General features: G+C 61.4%; 15 protein-coding genes. 13 read left to right on the plus strand and 2 right to left on the minus strand.

Annotation, left to right across the window (positions count from 1 at the left end):
* Nucleotides 1-8 precede the first annotated feature (8 nt).
* Nucleotides 9-479 (plus strand): GNAT family N-acetyltransferase, encoded by a 471-nt coding sequence (locus FHX09_RS00390; protein WP_132588125.1) that lies wholly within the window; start codon nt 9-11, stop codon nt 477-479.
* A gap of 22 nt (nt 480-501) precedes the next feature.
* The gene (locus FHX09_RS00395) at nt 502-2,523 is read left to right on the plus strand and encodes a family 20 glycosylhydrolase (protein WP_183718675.1); all 2,022 of its coding nucleotides are present in this window, start codon (nt 502-504) and stop codon (nt 2,521-2,523) included.
* A 5-nt stretch (nt 2,524-2,528) separates the two neighbouring features.
* Here the strand turns inward: FHX09_RS00395 and FHX09_RS00400 are convergent, their stop codons facing one another.
* The gene (locus FHX09_RS00400) at nt 2,529-3,725 is read right to left on the minus strand and encodes an ROK family transcriptional regulator (protein ID WP_184448975.1); all 1,197 of its coding nucleotides are present in this window, start codon (nt 3,723-3,725) and stop codon (nt 2,529-2,531) included.
* A gap of 258 nt (nt 3,726-3,983) precedes the next feature.
* On the opposite strand from FHX09_RS00400, the gene FHX09_RS00405 reads away from it, so the two are divergent.
* From FHX09_RS00405 to FHX09_RS00450, 10 genes are all read left to right on the plus strand, one after another.
* Nucleotides 3,984-5,159 (plus strand): Gfo/Idh/MocA family oxidoreductase, encoded by a 1,176-nt coding sequence (locus tag FHX09_RS00405; protein WP_184448977.1) that lies wholly within the window; start codon nt 3,984-3,986, stop codon nt 5,157-5,159.
* Nucleotides 5,160-5,164: 5 nt separating this feature from the next.
* Nucleotides 5,165-6,337: a dihydrodipicolinate synthase family protein gene (locus FHX09_RS00410; protein WP_184448979.1), complete on the plus strand. Its 1,173-nt coding sequence runs from the start codon at nt 5,165-5,167 to the stop codon at nt 6,335-6,337.
* A gap of 48 nt (nt 6,338-6,385) precedes the next feature.
* Complete coding sequence (locus FHX09_RS00415; RefSeq protein ID WP_184448981.1) at nt 6,386-7,210, plus strand: sugar phosphate isomerase/epimerase family protein; 825 nt, start codon at nt 6,386-6,388, stop codon at nt 7,208-7,210.
* 1,501 nt (nt 7,211-8,711) lie between these two features.
* Complete coding sequence (locus tag FHX09_RS00420) at nt 8,712-8,861, plus strand: hypothetical protein (protein ID WP_184448983.1); 150 nt, start codon at nt 8,712-8,714, stop codon at nt 8,859-8,861.
* A gap of 3 nt (nt 8,862-8,864) precedes the next feature.
* Nucleotides 8,865-9,530 (plus strand): GntR family transcriptional regulator, encoded by a 666-nt coding sequence (locus tag FHX09_RS00425; protein WP_007800526.1) that lies wholly within the window; start codon nt 8,865-8,867, stop codon nt 9,528-9,530.
* 367 nt (nt 9,531-9,897) lie between these two features.
* Entirely contained in the window at nt 9,898-10,881 is a 984-nt protein-coding gene (gene bioB / locus FHX09_RS00430) for a biotin synthase BioB (protein ID WP_348649154.1), read from the plus strand.
* Entirely contained in the window at nt 10,878-12,023 is a 1,146-nt protein-coding gene (locus tag FHX09_RS00435; RefSeq protein ID WP_132588118.1) for an 8-amino-7-oxononanoate synthase, read from the plus strand. The genes bioB and FHX09_RS00435 overlap by 4 nt, the downstream gene beginning before the upstream one ends.
* Nucleotides 12,020-12,658 carry a dethiobiotin synthase gene (gene bioD, locus FHX09_RS00440; protein ID WP_184448987.1) on the plus strand — a complete coding sequence of 213 codons (639 nt, stop codon included), beginning with the start codon at nt 12,020-12,022 and terminating at the stop codon, nt 12,656-12,658. Before FHX09_RS00435 ends, bioD begins: the two co-directional genes overlap by 4 nt.
* Nucleotides 12,655-13,923, plus strand: a complete 1,269-nt coding sequence (locus FHX09_RS00445) for an adenosylmethionine--8-amino-7-oxononanoate transaminase (protein WP_132588116.1) — start codon at nt 12,655-12,657, stop codon at nt 13,921-13,923. The genes bioD and FHX09_RS00445 overlap by 4 nt, the downstream gene beginning before the upstream one ends.
* Nucleotides 13,920-14,909, plus strand: coding sequence for a beta-ketoacyl-ACP synthase III (locus FHX09_RS00450; protein WP_184448988.1), 990 nt, complete (start codon nt 13,920-13,922; stop codon nt 14,907-14,909). Before FHX09_RS00445 ends, FHX09_RS00450 begins: the two co-directional genes overlap by 4 nt.
* A 255-nt stretch (nt 14,910-15,164) precedes the next feature.
* Here FHX09_RS00450 and FHX09_RS00455 read toward each other — a convergent pair whose 3' ends face one another.
* Nucleotides 15,165-15,596 (minus strand): Lrp/AsnC family transcriptional regulator, encoded by a 432-nt coding sequence (locus FHX09_RS00455; RefSeq protein WP_007800514.1) that lies wholly within the window; start codon nt 15,594-15,596, stop codon nt 15,165-15,167.
* Between the two features lie 129 nt (nt 15,597-15,725).
* Between FHX09_RS00455 and FHX09_RS00460 the strand changes: the two genes are divergently transcribed.
* Complete coding sequence (locus FHX09_RS00460) at nt 15,726-16,829, plus strand: saccharopine dehydrogenase family protein (RefSeq protein ID WP_132588114.1); 1,104 nt, start codon at nt 15,726-15,728, stop codon at nt 16,827-16,829.
* Nucleotides 16,830-16,881 lie beyond the last annotated feature (52 nt).

The raw sequence follows: 16,881 nt of genomic DNA on the forward strand, positions 1-16,881 counted from the left end.
AGGCAACCTTGGACTATCTCGTCAATCTATCGGTCCTCGAGCCGAATACCGATCTCACCGCCAGGATGAAGGATCTTGGCGTGACGATCCGGCGCCCACTCGCACCGGAAGCCAAACTCGTGACCAAATGGGTCGCTGAGGAATTTGGCGACGGCTGGGCGAGCGAAACGGCAGTCGCACTGACCCGCCAGCCGCCAACCTGCTTTATCGCAATCCGTGACCAGCACCTGGTCGGCTTTGCCTGCCATGAATCCATTGCGCGCAGCTTTTTTGGACCGACCGGCGTCGAGCAAGGATCGCGCGGGCTGGGGATCGGACATGCCTTGCTGCTTGCCAGCCTCTTCGATCTCAGAACCATGGGCTACGGATACGCCATTATAGGCGATGTCGGGCCTGCCGCCTTCTACGAGAAGGCGGTGGGCGCCATGCCGATCCCCAATTCCGCTCCCGGCGTCTATGCCGGAATGCTCAGAACCTAATCCCCCGCAACGCTATCAAGAGATGATCATGTCGATACAGCGCCAACCCGCCCTGCGGCTCGAAAGCTCATGGCTGCCCGCTTCGGAAGAACGAGCCCAGGCCTACACGCTCACACTCAAGAACCTTTCGTCGAAGTCGATTGCCGATTTCACGCTCTGCATCAGCGGACCGGGACGGGTCGATCCAGCAGTTCAGATCGAGGGTGGCACGATCGGTCGCCGGCTATCGAACTTCACTGAATTTCTGCCGCCCGAAAATTTCGAGCTTGAGTCCGGCAAGACATGGACGTTGACCATCTCCTCCCTCAGCTGGCCATTTCAACATTGGACGGATGGGGCAACCGGCGCCTATGTGGCGTTTGCCAACGGCAGCACGCTTGCGCTATCGGTGGAGCCGACCCGATCGCTCGCCAACAATGCGCCATTGAAGCGTGGCGCAGAAATCTATCCCGTGCCGGCCAATCCACCGGTACCTGTTGCGATCGTGCCGTGGCCGCACGAGGTGTCGGTGTCGGGCAAGCGTTCGGTCCCTTCGGGGTTCGCGCTCAACGCCAGCAATCCCCAGGCCATTGCCGCAGCGGCTGCCTTTACCGACCTTGTCGAACAGCTCTTTGCCGTCGAGGGGATTGTTCGTCCTGCCTCCGAAGGCGGAATGCCTGTCATGCTTGATGTGATCGACGGCTTCGCTGCGGAGGCCTATGGCGTTTCCTTCGCCGGCGATATCGTTCGCATTTCCGCCAGCACGCAAACGGGCTTGCTCTACGGCCTGATCACTCTGGGGCAGATTTGGCGCGGCGCGCACCTTTATCCGCAGGCATTCCGCTTCCCGCTTGAAGGCGAGATCCGCGACGAGCCATCCATGGGATGGCGGGGCTTGCATCTCGACGTCGCCCGACAGTTCTATGGCACGGCCGAAATCAAGAAGTTGCTCAGTATCCTCGCCTGGAACAAGGTCAACCGCTTTCATTGGCACCTTTCGGACGACGAGGCCTGGCGCGTCGAAATCGACGCCTATCCAGCCCTGACCGAGGTCGGCGCCTGGCGCGGACATGGCCTTGCCATTCCGCCGCTGCTCGGTTCCAGCGCAGCCCGCACCGGCGGTTATTACACCAAGGCTGCGGTTCGCGAGATCGTGGCACACGCCAAGGCGCTCGGCATCGAGGTCGTGCCGGAGATCGACGTGCCTGGACATTGCTACGCCATGCAGCAGGCGATCCCGGAACTTCGCGACCCGCAGGAAGCCGGAAGCTACTATTCGGTCCAGGGCTTCCCTGATAACTGCGTGAACCCGGCCCGCGAGAAGACCTATGAGGTTCTGGAAACCATCTTCCGCGAGCTGATCGAACTCTTCCCCTTCAAGACGATCCATATCGGCGCCGACGAGGTGCCCCTTGGCGCCTGGTCGGGCTCGCCGGAAGCCTTGGCGCGACTGCGCCAGATCGGCGGAGACGCCATTGCCGACGCGCATGCCAAGCGCCTCAACGTCATCACCAATACGCACGGCGCCGATGATATCGACGGCTCTGGGGCCGCCGCTTTGCAATCTTTGTTCCTCGCGCGGATCCAGACCTTTCTTGCCGAGCAAGGCTGCATTACCGGCGGATGGGAGGAGGCCGCGCATGGCAACGTCATCGACAAGGCAAAAAGCTATCTCTGCGGCTGGCGAAGCGTCGAAGTCTCGGCAGCGCTCGCCGGTCAAGGCTACGAAATGGTCGTCTGCCCTGGGCAGGTCTACTACCTCGACATGGCCAACAGTCCCGATTGGGATGAGCCGGGCGCCAGCTGGGCCGGGTGGTCGGAGCCGGAGAAGCTTTACAATTTCGATCCGGTGGAAGGCTGGAGCGACGAGCAGAAGAAGAAGCTGCGCGGCATCCAGGCCTGCATCTGGTCGGAACCGATGACCGATCGTGCCGTCTTCGACCGCCTGGTGTTTCCGCGGATCTCGGCTCTTGCCGAGAGCGCCTGGACGAAACCGGTCGACAAATCCTGGGAGCGCTTCAAGGCGGTCTCGGGACTGATGCCGGTCCTCTACGCCTATCCGTGAGGCTATCAGCCTAGAGGCTTTTGAAGGACATCGAACTGGGGGTTCGTTTCCGAAAAAATCGGCAGTGCCGCAGCGCCCAAGATCGCCGTGTCTCTGCCAGTCGCACCGATCATAATGCGGGGCAGGTTCCGCTCCGCCCCGGGATTAACTGGCGTATGCAAGGGTTCGAGTTGACGAACGAGGCGCTGCAGCAGCGAGGGAGGCATCGAACCGCCAAGCACGATCGTCTGCGGGTCGAAGGCCAGTTCGAGAAAATCGATTGTCTGACGCATGGGTTCGGCGGCAGCCTCTGCCCAGGCATCAATCCGAGTGTTCCCTTTCTCGATAAGGGCGGCAAGAGTTTCGGGATCGTGCTGTTCGAAATCACGAATGTCGAGATATTCGTAGGCCGAGCCGAGCGAGACGTAGCGGTCCAGACAACCACGCTTGCCGCACACGCAGGCCAGACCATTGGGGACCACGATCATATGGCCGATCTCGCCGGCATTGCTGCCGCTTCCTTTGTAGAGATGGCCGTCGAGAAACATGCCAGCACCAATGCCCCCGCCGAGAAACAGGTAGACAAAGCTGCTTAGCCCGCGCGCAACACCGTAGAGCCGCTCGCCAATCGCGGCGGCCGTCGCGTCGTTTTCGATGAGGACAGGCGCGCCGACAAGACCGGCAAGTTCCCGGGCCACGGGAAAATCCTGCCAGCCAGGCAGCGTCACGGGGCTGAGCGATGTCACGCCTTCGGCAGCGTAACGCCCCGGCATCGCAATGCCGGCACCAAGCAAGCGGGCGCGATCGAAGCGGAAGCTCCGTTGCAGCTCGTCGGCGATACCGGCAAGGATCGGCATCGCCTCGCCGGGCGTCGGTCTGTCGACGGCCTTTTCGATCCGGGCCCGGACACGTCCCGAAAGATCGGTCAGCACGCCAACTGCATGATCCCGTTCCAGCTCCAGACCAATGGAATAGGCACCGTTCGGATTGATCGAGTAGGGCGTGATCGGCTGCCCACGGGCTGCCTTTAACGGGGCTTCCGCCTTCAGTAACTCAGACCCTTCCAGCTCCTCGACGATGTTCGATACCGTCTGCGTGCTGAGTGCCGTCAACCGAGCCAGTGCCGCCCGCGACAACGGCCCGTTCGTTCGGATCGCTTCGATCACGACACGCCGGTTGTGCGATTTCGCCTGCTCTAGGTTGGTGCCAGAAATTGCCTTCATATACTCGACTTGCCGGAATTCAAACCAATCACCTAGCCTACCGCATAAGGGGTTCCGCCACGGATATCCAGCGGTTTGCGTTCGGCGTTCAGGGCGAAACGGAGGGATTGCGCTACAGGATTGCTGCAACGACATGCAAGCGACTTTCGGGGAGTTCAGTCCCACGACAAGTCCGTGTTTCTTGGGCCGGGTTGACAGCATGGGGAGCGCATGTCACTTATGTAACTAAATAGTTATTTACTTGGGAGGAAGACGCAGATGGCGACGATTTCGCTTGGCATTATCATGCATGGGATCACCGGCCGCATGGGCTATAACCAGCATTTGGTGCGGTCCATTCTGGCAATCCGCGAGCAGGGGGGCCTCCAGCTTTCCAACGGCGACTACCTGATGCCCGATCCGATCCTCGTCGGACGCAACGCCGACAAGATCGAATGGATTGCCCGCAAGCACGGCCTGACGCGCACCACCACTGATCTCGATCGCGCCCTTGCGGATCCGAACAACAAGATCTTCTTCGATGCGGGCTCGACGCAAATGCGCGTCGCGCTGCTGAAAAAGGCAGTCGAGGCGGGCAAGCATGTCTATTGCGAAAAGCCAATCTCCGAGACGCTCGAGGAGGCGCTTTCCGTTGCGACGCTCGCCGAGCAGCGCGGCGTCAAGAATGGCGTCGTGCAGGATAAGCTCTACCTGCCGGGTCTGCGCAAGATCGCATTGCTGAGGGACAGCGGCTTCTTCGGCAAGATACTCTCTGTGCGCGGCGAATTTGGCTATTGGGTCTTCGAGGGTGATTGGGGCGTGAAGGCGCAACGCCCCTCCTGGAACTATCGCGCGGCCGATGGTGGCGGCATGATCCTCGATATGCTCCCGCACTGGCGCTACGTGCTCGACAACCTGTTCGGCGAGGTCAAGGCCGTCAGCTGCTATGCATCCACCCATATCCCAAGTCGCGTCGACGAGAATGGAAAGACCTACCGGGCCGATGCCGACGATGCGGCCTATTCGACCTTCGAGCTCGAAGGGGGGATCGTCGCCCACATCAACTCCTCCTGGGCAGTTCGCGTGCGTCGTGACGACCTCGTGACCTTCCAGGTCGACGGCACCCATGGCTCGGCCGTGTGCGGCCTGACGAAGTGCTGGACCCAGCATCGCGTCAATACGCCGAAGCCGGTCTGGAACCCTGACCAGCCGCAGACGATCGACTTCTACAAGACTTGGGACGAGGTGCCGGAAACCCAGCTGTTCGACAACGGCTTCAAGGCGCAGTGGGAAGACTACCTGCGCCACGTCGTCGAGGATGCACCGTGGAAGTTCACCTTGCGCGAAGGCGCCAAGGGCGTTCAACTTGCCGAACTGGCACACCAAAGCTGGAAGGAACGCCGCTGGGTGGATGTCCCCTCGCTCGCCGACTCCTCCGTCCGCAAGGTTGCCTGACGACCATGGCAGCGACACTTCGTCTTCCCGTTTCCGGCGGTACCCTGCAGGATTACACGGTCGCCAACACACCGCTTGCCGCACCGGAACGCCCGGCCGGCGGGCACGCCTTCAACCGCGTCGCCTTTGCGGCCGCGCACGTGGTGGTCGATCCGTTGGCCGACAACGATCCCTGGCTCGATCGCAACATCGACTGGGAGCGCACGGTTGCGTTCCGCGAATACCTGTGGGATCTCGGCCTCGGTGTGGCCGAGGCGATGGACACGGCCCAACGCGGCATGGGGCTAGACTGGACGGGCGCCAAGGAACTGATCGCCAATGTCCAATCGGCAGCGCGCAAACGCCCTGATGCGCTGATCGCCTACGGGGTCGGCACCGACCATCTGCCCCCCGGTCCGGAGGTGAGCATTGACGATGTGACCCACGCTTATGAAGAGCAGGTCGCCTATGTCGAAGAGCAGGGCGGCAGGATCATCCTCATGGCAAGCCGCGCTCTCGCCGCGGCCGCCAAGAGCCCCGAGGATTACGTGCGTGTCTATGACCGCATCCTGCAGCAGGTTCGCCAGCCAGTGATCATCCATTGGCTCGGCCACATGTTCGATCCTGCGCTCGCCGGCTATTGGGGCTCGCGCAATGATATGCAGGCCATGGAAACGGCGGTCGCCATCATCAATGATCATGCAAGCAAGGTCGACGGCGTAAAGATTTCTCTGCTTTCAGCGGAAAAGGAGATCGTCATGCGCCGGAGGCTTGATCCGGCGGTCAAGATGTACACCGGAGACGACTTCAACTACGCCGAGCTTATCGCCGGGGACGAGCAGGGGTACTCACACGCGCTGCTCGGCATTTTCGATGCCGTCGCACCTGCGGCGAGCGCAGCCCTACAAAAGCTTACCGAAGACGATCTCGTCGGCTTCCATGATATCCTGGCTCCGACCGTGCCACTATCGCGCCATATCTTCAAGGCGCCGACGCGGTTCTATAAGACGGGCGTCGTTTTCCTTGCATATCTCAATGGCTTCCAGAACCACTTCCAGATGCTCGGCGGCCAACAGAGCGCGCGCTCGGTGGTGCATCTTGCGGAACTCTTCCGCCTTGCCGACCAGGCTCGCGTCCTGCGCGACCCGGACCTCGCCACCGACAGAATGAAAACAATCCTCGCCACAGCAGGGATTTGAGACACCTCGGCATCCACTTCGCACCGGCGAGGTGAGGGAGAAACACGCATGGCAGTCGACGGCCTTTCGATCAATCTCGCGACCGTTCGCGAGCAGTATAACATGAGACAGGCTGTCGAAGCCTGCCTCAAGCAGGATATCCTTGCAATCGCCCCGTGGCGCGATCAGGTTCACGCCATCGGCCTCTCGGAAGCCGCCCGCATCGTGGCCGACAACAAGTTGCAGGTGACAGGCCTTTGCCGCGGCGGCATGTTCCCCGCGGCCGACGCTGCGGCACGCGCCGCAGCAATCGACGACAACAGGAAGGCCATCGATGAGGCTGCCGCTCTCAACGCGGACTGCCTCGTCCTGGTCGTTGGCGGCCTGCCTGCAGGATCCCGAGATCTCGCGCACGCACGCGAAATGGTGGCCGATGGTATCGCCGCAATCCTGCCGCATGCGCGCGCCGCCGGCATACCGCTTGCGATCGAACCGCTGCATCCGATGTATGCCGCCGATCGCGCCTGCGTGAATACGCTCGAGCAGGCGCTCGATATCTGCGACCTACTTGGCCACGGCGTCGGTGTTGCCATCGACGTCTACCATGTTTGGTGGGATCCGAAACTTGAGCAGCAGATCGCGCGCGCCGGCGCGTCTGGCCGGATCCTGGCACACCACATCTGCGACTGGCTGGTTCCGACAACGGATCTTTTACTCGACCGCGGGATGATGGGAGACGGTGTCATAGACCTCAAGGCAATCCGCCGCGCCCTCGAAACGGCCGGCTATCGCGGTCCGCAGGAAGTGGAGATCTTTTCGGCGGGGAACTGGTGGAAACGGCCGGGAGAAAAAGTGCTTTCGACGTGCGTCGATCGCTTCCGAAGCGCCTGCTGACGAGGTCAGCGTTACGTTGACTAAACCATTGGTTAAGCGTGCGTATTTTCGCTTACGGCAATTAAAGCCGCATTCGCTTCCGCTAGACCTTATTGCTTTGACCGGCGGCAGAGGCTGGAAAAATGCCGCCAAAGGTGCCTTGCGGGGGCATCGGGTCCAGAAATGAACCGCTTTCGCCTCCTGCGAACGATCCTGCATCGTGAACTATTGATAGAATCGGGGACGAGACAGTGATTTGTCAACCGCATTCCGCCGGCTATCTGCGAAATCGGCAGCCAGCAAAACCTAGCGTGGCGGGCTGTCGGGCGAACCTGCGCCCCGTTCAACGGCAGCACAGGACCGATGGCTCCCCAAATGTTCCCCGCGGGGAACTCTGCCTAACTGCACAATGACAGCCGCCCGTCTCGCCACCAATGAGCCTACCAAGCCCATCCGACACCAGCCGCAAACCAACGACGATGCCACGGCCTCACCCTACCTTGAGGCCTCGCCAATGCACGCCTACGAACCGGTGTTTCCCACTGTCGACCTCATCACTGGCGGCAGGCGAACGAAATGCCCCAGGCATTCCCGGTGATCGTATGCCGTTGCCTATGCGCCGAACATCTTGCGCTAGTCTGCCTGAGCGCCAGAGGCCCCTGCCAGGAAAAGCGTCCCATCAAAGGATCACGATGACCGCCAGTATTCGCCAAAAGCAGCTTGCACATGCGCCTCAAATTCGGCACCCGGCCTACGTGAAATTGCGGATCCCTTTCAAACCTCCCAGGGCCAGGGAGGCCCACGGCCGCACCGCGTTCGCGCGACGCCGGCTCAACGCAACGACATCGATGTAAGCTGAGATGATCAGCAAACAGCTTCTGCCGAGCCCGCTATCCAGCTTCAAGCAGATGGCGCGATCACAAACTGCGCAGCCAACCCAAGGCGCCGGGATGCGCACACTGCCTCGCGCAGGCCGACCACGATTGCATGGTATATCGCCAAGGCGGACGCTATGGCGACTACCCCTGAACGTGCCTCATCAATCCGCAAGTGTCTTCGCTCGTGCCGACCAGAGTTCACCGTCAGCAACGGCTTGAAGCCCGGTTGCGGCCGGCAATCCGTCTTCTGTTTGCCTCGGCACCTCGCCCCGGCATACCACCGTGGCGGTTCCCAACAACACGACCCCTCCATCGGGTCACATCCGTGGATCCGCAAGGCGGGCGCATTTGGTCAACGCGGCAGAATATCTCTTGCGAACGGCCTTCAACGCCCGCTTGGATCAGGCCAATCGTGGCGGCCGGCGAGCGGCGACCCCACCTCGTCGATCGCGTGGCGGCAGCGAGCCACTCCCTCTCGTTCGGACGCCTCTCGCAGCCGCGTAGCGACCGGAAACGAAATGACGCTTGAGCTCCCGTTCAATGTCTGGAAAGCTGCTTCTAAGACCATCGCCGCCGCGATGCTGAGCAGTCAATCGGCCACGCAGGATACGTGCAATCCCCCTCCGCGAGACGCCTGAAACCGCTTGGCGACGCCGCCAACAGCAGCCAAGGATGCTGCCGGCCAGATTGTCATGATCCATCGTCTTCCAAACCGTCGGATAGATGCCGCAGACAAATCCACAGCCACGCGTGGCACGCACCTCGACAGCGTCGAGCGCAGGAACTATCTCTAAAATATGACTATTCATAACGACGACACGATAGCTGGCCGTATAAGTCGCGCGCTCGCAGAGCGCATCGTGACAGGCGCCCTGCCGCCCGGCTCCAAGCTCAAGCAGGACCATATCGCCGAGGAATTCGGATCGTCGCACGTCCCCGTACGCGAGGCTTTGCGCCGCCTGGAAGCCCAAGGCCTCGCCGTCAGCGAACCGCGCCGCGGCGTTCGTGTTGCCTCCTTCGATCTCAAGGAGGTGCAGGAGGTTGCGAAGATGCGCGCCGCCCTCGAAGGTCTGGCACTGCGCCACTCGGCCGAACACCTCACGCCGTCACGTCTCGATCAAGCCGAACAGGCGACGATCGACGGCGACAATGCGCGCGATGTCCGCACCTGGGAAGAGGCCAATCGCAGATTCCACCGGCTCATCCTCGAGCCTTGCGGTATGCCGCGCTTGCTCTCCGCCATTGACGACCTCCATGCCGCGAGCGCTCGATTTCTGTTCGCCACCTGGCTGACGGACTGGGAGCCGCGGGTCGACAACGATCATCGCACGATTCTCACATTTCTTCGTGCCGGCAAGGTCGAAAATGCCGTGACTGCGTTGGAGCGGCACGTGCAATGGATCGGGGGACCGCCGCGGCGACTGCAGCATGCCTCCCGCGAGCGGTTTGCGATCGTCGGCTAGTGTCGACGACCGGAAAGCCCGACGTGGTTTACACCCGGTCCAATGGTGCCACACTGCAGCGCCTGCAACGCCCGAAATGGATGAGCTCAGTCGACCGTCCTGCGGCACCCTTACCGCCAGTCACGGCAGGCTCGCTCCTGGCAGGCGCGCCTGATCCCGGCTGTTGCGGTAGCCAGGGCCAGACGTCCTGATGCTGCAGGCCCGAACGAGCGCCTGCTTCGCGGCCAACTCCGGTCATTACGGATGAGCAGAAAAACACGCTTGCCTAATACCGTTTCAGACAATTATAGATAAAACTGTCTTCTATCTACGAATCGAAGCTTCATGACGAGAGGATTTTGAACCAATGCAGCCCCCCTCAGCGAATTTGACGCAAGAGATTAAAGGCAACAGCGCTCCCTTAGACTTCGCAACCGACTCAGAAGCTCAGATTATCTATAATTTGCCCTTCAACGACCTTCTCCATCGTGCTCACGGCGTCCACCGTGCCAATTTCGACCCGAACGCGGTGCAGATGAGCCGCCTCCTCTCGGTCAAGACCGGCGGATGCGCCGAAGACTGTGGCTATTGCAGCCAGTCCGCCCACTATCCGACCGGGCTCAAGGCTTCAAAACTGATGGAAGTCGAGCGCGTTCTCACCGAAGCACGAAAAGCCAGGGACGCGGGCGCCACGCGATACTGCATGGGTGCCGCCTGGCGCAGCCCCAAGGACCGCGACATGGATGCGATTGTCGCGATGGTCGCGGGCGTCCGCGCGCTGGGGATGGAGACCTGTATGACGCTTGGGATGCTGACGCCGCAGCAATCCGCCAGGCTCGCCGACGCCGGCCTCGACTACTATAATCACAACATCGATACCTCCGAGCGCTTCTATAGCGAAATCATCACGACCCGCAGCTTTGCCGATCGGCTGGAGACCCTCGCCAATGTCCGTGAAGCGGGCATCAAGGTTTGCGCCGGCGGTATTCTCGGCATGGGCGAGACGGCCGAAGATCGCATCTCGATGCTTGTCACGCTTGCAAACCTGCCGACGCCCCCCGAGAGCGTGCCGATCAACATGCTGATTCCGATCGCCGGCTCGAGGCTCGCCAATGCTCAGCCGATCGACCCGATCGATTTCGTTCGCACCGTCGCACTGGCACGCATTCTGATGCCCACGTCCTATGTGCGCCTGTCCGCAGGTCGGACGGACATGTCGGACGAGACCCAGGCGCTCTGTTTCTTTGCGGGCGCCAACTCGATCTTCGTGGGCGAGACCCTGCTGACCGCGGACAATCCCGGCGAGGATCAGGATGCGGCACTCTTTCGTCGCCTGGGGCTGAAGGCCGAGCAACTGGAGCGAGCGGAATGACCACCGCCAGCCTTGCGGTCTATGAGCGCAAGCTCGCCGGCCTCGATCGCAAGGGGAGGAGCCGGAGCCTCGTCGCGCTATCCGGCACCGATTTCACCTCGAACGACTATCTCGGCTTGGCCGATTCAATGCGGCTCAAGGACGCGCTTCGCGACGCAATGGATCGCGGCGTGCCGGTCGGGGCAGGGGGCTCGCGGCTGCTTCGCGGCAATCATCCCGAGCATGAGGCGCTGGAGCAGGAGGCAGCCGCTTATTTCCGAGCGGCGCGGGCTCTCTACTTCGGCAGCGGCTATGCCGCCAATGTGGCGCTGTTTTCGACCTTGCCGCAGCGCGACGACATCATCGTGTACGACGCGCTGATCCATGCCAGCGCCCATGAGGGGGTCTCGAAAAGTCGCGCACCGTCGGTCGCAACCACACACAACGACGTGGACGCAGTCGCCGATGCGATCCGCACATGGCGTCGTGCCGGCGGCACTGGGCGCCCGTGGATCGCCGTCGAAAGCCTCTATTCCATGGACGGCGACCGCGCCCCGCTTCGCGAGCTGATGGATCTTGCAACGCAGCATGATGGTTTTCTTATCATCGACGAGGCGCACGCGACGGGCATCTACGGCCAGGGCGGGCGCGGTCTGTCGGAAGGTCTCGTTCATCCCGAAAACTGCATTACCCTGCATACCTGCGGCAAGGCGCTTGGCGCATCAGGCGCACTCATCCTTGGACCGGCAATCATCTGCGATTTCCTTATCAACCGCGCCCGGAATTTCATCTATTCGACAGCACCATCTCCGCTCATGGCTGCGACGGTGCGAGAGGCGTTGAGGATCCTCGCCGATGAGCCCGAGCGGCGCGACAAGCTTGCCGGACTCGTATCTTTCGCCAGTCGCGAGATGGAAGCGGCAACCGGGATGCACGCGAGCAAATCGCAGATTCTGCCCGTTGTGATCGGCGACAATCGTCGCGCGGTGCTCATCGCCGAGCGCTTGCGCAGCGCGGGCTTCGACGTCAGGCCCATCCGTCCACCAACCGTGCCCGAAGGCACGGCGCGGTTGCGCATCTCCATCACCTTGAACGTCGATGAAACGACCGTCTCCCGATTGTTCGAACACCTCGCCGTCACCCTGCGGGAGGAGCCGCAATGACGCAGCGCTTCGTCGTTACCGGCACCGATACGGGTATCGGCAAGACGGTCTTCTCGGCCGCTTTGACAGCTGCGCTCGGGGCACACTACTGGAAACCTGTTCAGGCGGGGCTCAACGAGGAGACTGATGCTGAAATCGTCGCCCGATTGGGCAGGGTATCACCCGACCGGATTGTCCCTGAGGCCTATCGGCTGAAGACGCCTGCATCCCCGCACCACGCGGCAGCGCTCGACGACGTGAGGATAGATCCGGACGCACTTGTGCCGCCGACGCCCTCCGGCCCGCTTGTCATTGAAGGCGCCGGCGGCGTTCTCGTCCCGCTGACATCAGACATCCTTTTTGCCGACGTTTTCGCCCGATGGCAGGCATCGGTCATCCTGTGCGCCAGAACCTCGCTCGGCACCATCAATCATACGCTGATGTCGGTGGAAGCACTGCAGCGACGTTCGGTTCCCATCTTCGGTATTGCCTTTGTGGGCGAAGAGAACATCGAGACGCAGAAGATCATTGTCCACATGAGCGGAGCGCGCGCGCTGGGTCGCCTGGAGCCAACAAGCCCGCTTACCCACGACCGACTGATGGCGGCCTTTCATCGCGGTTTCGACGTCGCGATGTTTCGGAGCCCGAAGTCATGACACGCTCCCCCGTATGGCATCCATTCACGCAGCATGCCCTTGAGCCAACGATGAAGAAGGTCGTGGGGACCGAAGGTGCCTATCTCATCGACGAGGCCGGCAACCGCATTCTTGATGCCATCTCTTCGTGGTGGGTGGTCACCCACGGCCATCGGCACCCGACAATCATGGAGGCTATCCGCACGGCAACGGAGTGCTATGACCAAATCATCCTTGCCGAATACACTCACGCCCCGGCGGAGGATCTTGCTCGTGGACTGATCGCCGTAAGCCCGGCAGGGCTTGAGCACGTCTTTTATTCCGACAGTGGCTCGACGGCCGTCGAAGTCGCGCTGAAAATGGCACTCGGTTTCTTCCACAACACCGGGCAACGTCGCGACCGGATCGTCGTCATGGAGCATGGCTATCATGGCGACACGATCGGCACCATGTCCGTCGGCGAAAGGGGCGTCTTCAATGCGGCCTATGAACCCTTGCTGTTTGGCGTCGACCGGCTTGCCTTTCCAGAGCCAGGTACGCAGCAAAGCACGCTTGACGCCTTCGAGCTCACCTGCCGCTCCGGCCGTGTTGCCGCACTATTGATCGAGCCGCTGGTGCTTGGCGCCGGTGGCATGAAGATGTACGAGCCCTCGCTGCTTGGCGAACTCAGCAAGATCGCCCAATCCCACGGCGTGCTCCTGATCGCCGACGAGGTGATGACCGGCTGGGGCAGGACGGGCACACTTTTTGCCTCCGAACAGGCGGGCATTTGTCCCGACATCCTCTGCACATCGAAGGGATTGACCGGGGGCACTTTGCCGCTTGCCGCAACACTTTGCACAGGCGAGATCTTTGATGCGCATCTTTCGACCGACCGCCGCAAGACCTTCTTCCACTCGAGCTCCTACACCGCCAATCCGATCGCCTGTGCGGCTGCGGTCGCGAATTTGAAGATCTGGTCGCAGGAGCCGGTTCAGGCACGCATCGATCGCCTCGTTGCCCTGCAAGGGACGCGGCTAGCACGCTTTGCCGAAGATCGGCGCTTCAGGAATGTGCGTCAGTCCGGAACCATTGCCGCTCTGGACATGGCTGTTCCCTCAGACGGATATTTAGCCGACATAGGACCGCGGTTGCGCGCCTTCTTCCGAGAGCGTCAGCTTCTCATCCGCCCGCTTGGAAATGTCATCTATCTCATGCCGCCCTACTGCGTATCGGAAACCGAGAGCGACCGCCTCTATGATGCGATCGACGAGGCGGCAAGCGTCTTGATCGGAACTCCGGCATGAGGAACGTCCGCTCCGCGCGCATGGCAGGCTTCGGGCACAGGGTCCCCGGCCGTTGCGTCGAAAACGCCGAAATCGAACAATCCCTCGGACTGGAAACCGGCTGGATCGAGCGCCGCACGGGCATTCGCACTCGCTACTGGGTCGAAGAGGGCGACACCCTGAGCGGCCTTGCCGCAGAAGCAGGAGCCATGGCGCTCGACAATGCCGGGATCAGCCGTTCTGAGATCGGCTTGACGCTGCTGGCAACCTCCACACCGGATCACCTGCTGCCACCAACAGCGCCGCTCGTGGCGCACAGGCTCGCACTAGAGCACTCCGGCGCAATCGACCTTGCCGGCGCCTGTTCCGGCTTCCTGTACGCACTGACGCTCGCAGACGCCTTCGTGCGCGCGCAGGGCAGGGCCGTTCTTGTCATCGCCGCCAATATCCTCAGCCGGCGCATCAACCCCGCAGAACGCGCCAGCTGCGTTCTGTTTGCGGATGCGGCGGGGGCAGTCGTGTTGACACCATCAAGTGATCCCGCCGCCGGGGTTCTTGGCGCTGACCTATGTTCGGATGGGAGCGGCTACGACCTGATTTCGATCCCAGCCGGCGGCAGCAACAGGCCTTTCGCCCCCAGCATGGCCGCCGACGCGTTTCTCATGACAATGCGGGATGGACGCGAGGTGTTTTCGCGGGCGGTCGAAATGATGAGTTCTGCGTCACAAAGGGCGCTCGAAAGAGCCGCCGTAGACGCTGGCGAAATCACTCGCTTCGTGCCGCACCAGGCTAATGTCCGGATATTTCAGGCGGTCGCAGCCAACCTCGGGATAGAAGCCGAACGGACCGTCTGTTCGCTTGACCGATTTGGGAACTCTTCGGCCGCAACGATCCCGCTCTCCTTATCGCTGGATGCCGCCAACCGACCTCTTCAGAATGGTGAAACCCTCCTTCTTGCGGCGGCTGGCGCCGGACTTACCGGTGCAGCTGTCCTCTATCGCGCCTAGCGGTGGGTCCGACATGCGGACGTCAAGGGACCTGACTGTCGAGGCGCCACAGCGGCTTTACCAGCAAGATCGTCGTCAGGCCGCGATTCCACTCCTCGTCCGGATAGCGCCCGGCCTCACGATAGCCTCCACTCATGTTCACAGGATGGACCTATCAGTAGGATCCAATCCAGCGTCTTGAGCCCGCGTATGGCGGCGGGCGCGACGGCGATCGAGTTTCCATTACGCAAGATAGGCGCGCCAAACTTAAAGACGCTAGCGATTGATACGCGTCGACAAGATGATCGACGAGAGCGTTTTCTCGACGCCATCGATATCGCCAATTTTGTCGATGACCATGTCGAGTTCGCTGATCGATGCCGCCGCAACGATCGCGATCATATCAAAGCTGCCGCTCACCGAATGGACGGAACGGACATGCGCAATCGACTGCAGTTCTTGCGTAACGCGCCCGAGTGCCTTGGCCGCCAAGGTGATGAGCACATGCGCCTTTATCTGGCCGCCCTCGAAATCATCCGATAGCCGCACGCCATAGCCTGCAATAACGCCGTCCCGTTCCAGGCGCTCGATTTTCGCCTGCACCGTGGTGCGCGACAAGCCAAGCCTGCGCGCCAGCACGGCGGTTGGCATACGGGCATTCTCGCTGAGAATCGACAGAAGTTGCCGATCCTTATCACTCATCGTCATATTGACTAATCCCACCGGCGATACGCCAACAAAATCCAGTCGATTTTATCATTCTCGCGCTGTGAATCAACCAAACAGACAGGAATAAAGAAGGCATAAAGATTTCTTGATCCAGTAGAGGGAACGCATATGAAAAACATCGTCGTCATTGGCGCCGGCAAGATCGGCTCGACGATCGCCCGTCTTCTCATCCATTCCGGCGACTACCACGTCACGCTGGCCGACCGCAGCAAACAGCAGCTGGATCACATGGAGGCGAATTCCGCCCTCAGCCTTGCGGAAGTCGACATTGCCGACCACGCTTCGCTGGTCAAACTTCTCTCCGGCAAGTTTGCCGTCCTGAGTGCCGCCCCGTTCCATCTGACGATCGCAATTGCCGAGGCCGCCGCCGAGGCGGGCGTGCACTACCTCGATCTGACGGAGGACGTCGAATCCACGCGCCGGGTCAAGGCGATTGCGGCCAGCGCGTCAACCGCCTTCATTCCGCAGTGCGGCCTGGCTCCGGGCTTCATCTCGATCGTTGCAAACGATCTCGCCAGCCGCTTCGACACGCTCGACAGCGTCCGCATGCGCGTTGGTGCCCTCCCGCAGTATCCCTCGAATGCCTTGAACTACAATCTGACCTGGAGCACCGATGGCGTTATCAACGAGTACATCGAGCCCTGCGAGGCCATTGTCGACGGACAACTGATCGAAGTTCCGGCTCTGGAAGAGCGGGAAGAGTTCTCCCTTGATGGCGTGACCTACGAGGCCTTCAACACATCCGGCGGCCTCGGCACCCTGTGCGAAACGCTGAAGGGCAAGGTGCGGACCCTGAACTACCGCACCATCCGCTATCCCGGTCATGCGGCCATCATGAAGGCGCTGCTTAGCGATCTTGGCCTGCGCCACCGCCGCGAAGTACTGAAGGATATTCTGGAGCACGCGCTACCCTCGACGATGCAGGATGTCGTGATCATCTTCGTGACGGTTTCCGGCTGGAAGAATGGTCGACTTGTGCAGGAGACCTACGCCAACAAGGTCTACAGCGCTGTCGTTGCAGGTCGCATGATGAGCGCCATCCAGATCACCACCGCATCGAGCATCTGCGCCGTACTTGACATGCTGGCCAAGGAAGAGCTGCCGACGAAGGGCTTCGTACGGCAGGAAGACATCGGTCTCGATGCGTTCCTGGACAGCCGCTTCGGCCACTACTATGCGCAAAAGGCTTATGGCGAAAAGATCGCCGGCTAAGCGTGTCGGTATAGCGTAGCCAATAAGAAACGCCCGGATAATCTCCGGGCGT

Origin of the sequence: Rhizobium sp. BK538 (assembly GCF_014197575.1) — a bacterium.
Lineage (GTDB): Bacteria > Pseudomonadota > Alphaproteobacteria > Rhizobiales > Rhizobiaceae > Rhizobium.

Coding starts and splice junctions, on each gene's coding strand:
- FHX09_RS00395 (WP_183718675.1), top strand. CDS start 502: ATGATCATGTCGATACAGCGCCAACCCGCCCTGCGGCTCGAAAGCTCA.
- FHX09_RS00400 (WP_184448975.1), bottom strand. CDS start 3,725: ATGAAGGCAATTTCTGGCACCAACCTAGAGCAGGCGAAATCGCACAAC.
- FHX09_RS00405 (WP_184448977.1), top strand. CDS start 3,984: ATGGCGACGATTTCGCTTGGCATTATCATGCATGGGATCACCGGCCGC.
- FHX09_RS00410 (WP_184448979.1), top strand. CDS start 5,165: ATGGCAGCGACACTTCGTCTTCCCGTTTCCGGCGGTACCCTGCAGGAT.
- FHX09_RS00415 (WP_184448981.1), top strand. CDS start 6,386: ATGGCAGTCGACGGCCTTTCGATCAATCTCGCGACCGTTCGCGAGCAG.
- FHX09_RS00425 (WP_007800526.1), top strand. CDS start 8,865: ATGACTATTCATAACGACGACACGATAGCTGGCCGTATAAGTCGCGCG.
- FHX09_RS00435 (WP_132588118.1), top strand. CDS start 10,878: ATGACCACCGCCAGCCTTGCGGTCTATGAGCGCAAGCTCGCCGGCCTC.
- bioD (WP_184448987.1), top strand. CDS start 12,020: ATGACGCAGCGCTTCGTCGTTACCGGCACCGATACGGGTATCGGCAAG.
- FHX09_RS00445 (WP_132588116.1), top strand. CDS start 12,655: ATGACACGCTCCCCCGTATGGCATCCATTCACGCAGCATGCCCTTGAG.
- FHX09_RS00450 (WP_184448988.1), top strand. CDS start 13,920: ATGAGGAACGTCCGCTCCGCGCGCATGGCAGGCTTCGGGCACAGGGTC.
- FHX09_RS00455 (WP_007800514.1), bottom strand. CDS start 15,596: ATGACGATGAGTGATAAGGATCGGCAACTTCTGTCGATTCTCAGCGAG.
- FHX09_RS00460 (WP_132588114.1), top strand. CDS start 15,726: ATGAAAAACATCGTCGTCATTGGCGCCGGCAAGATCGGCTCGACGATC.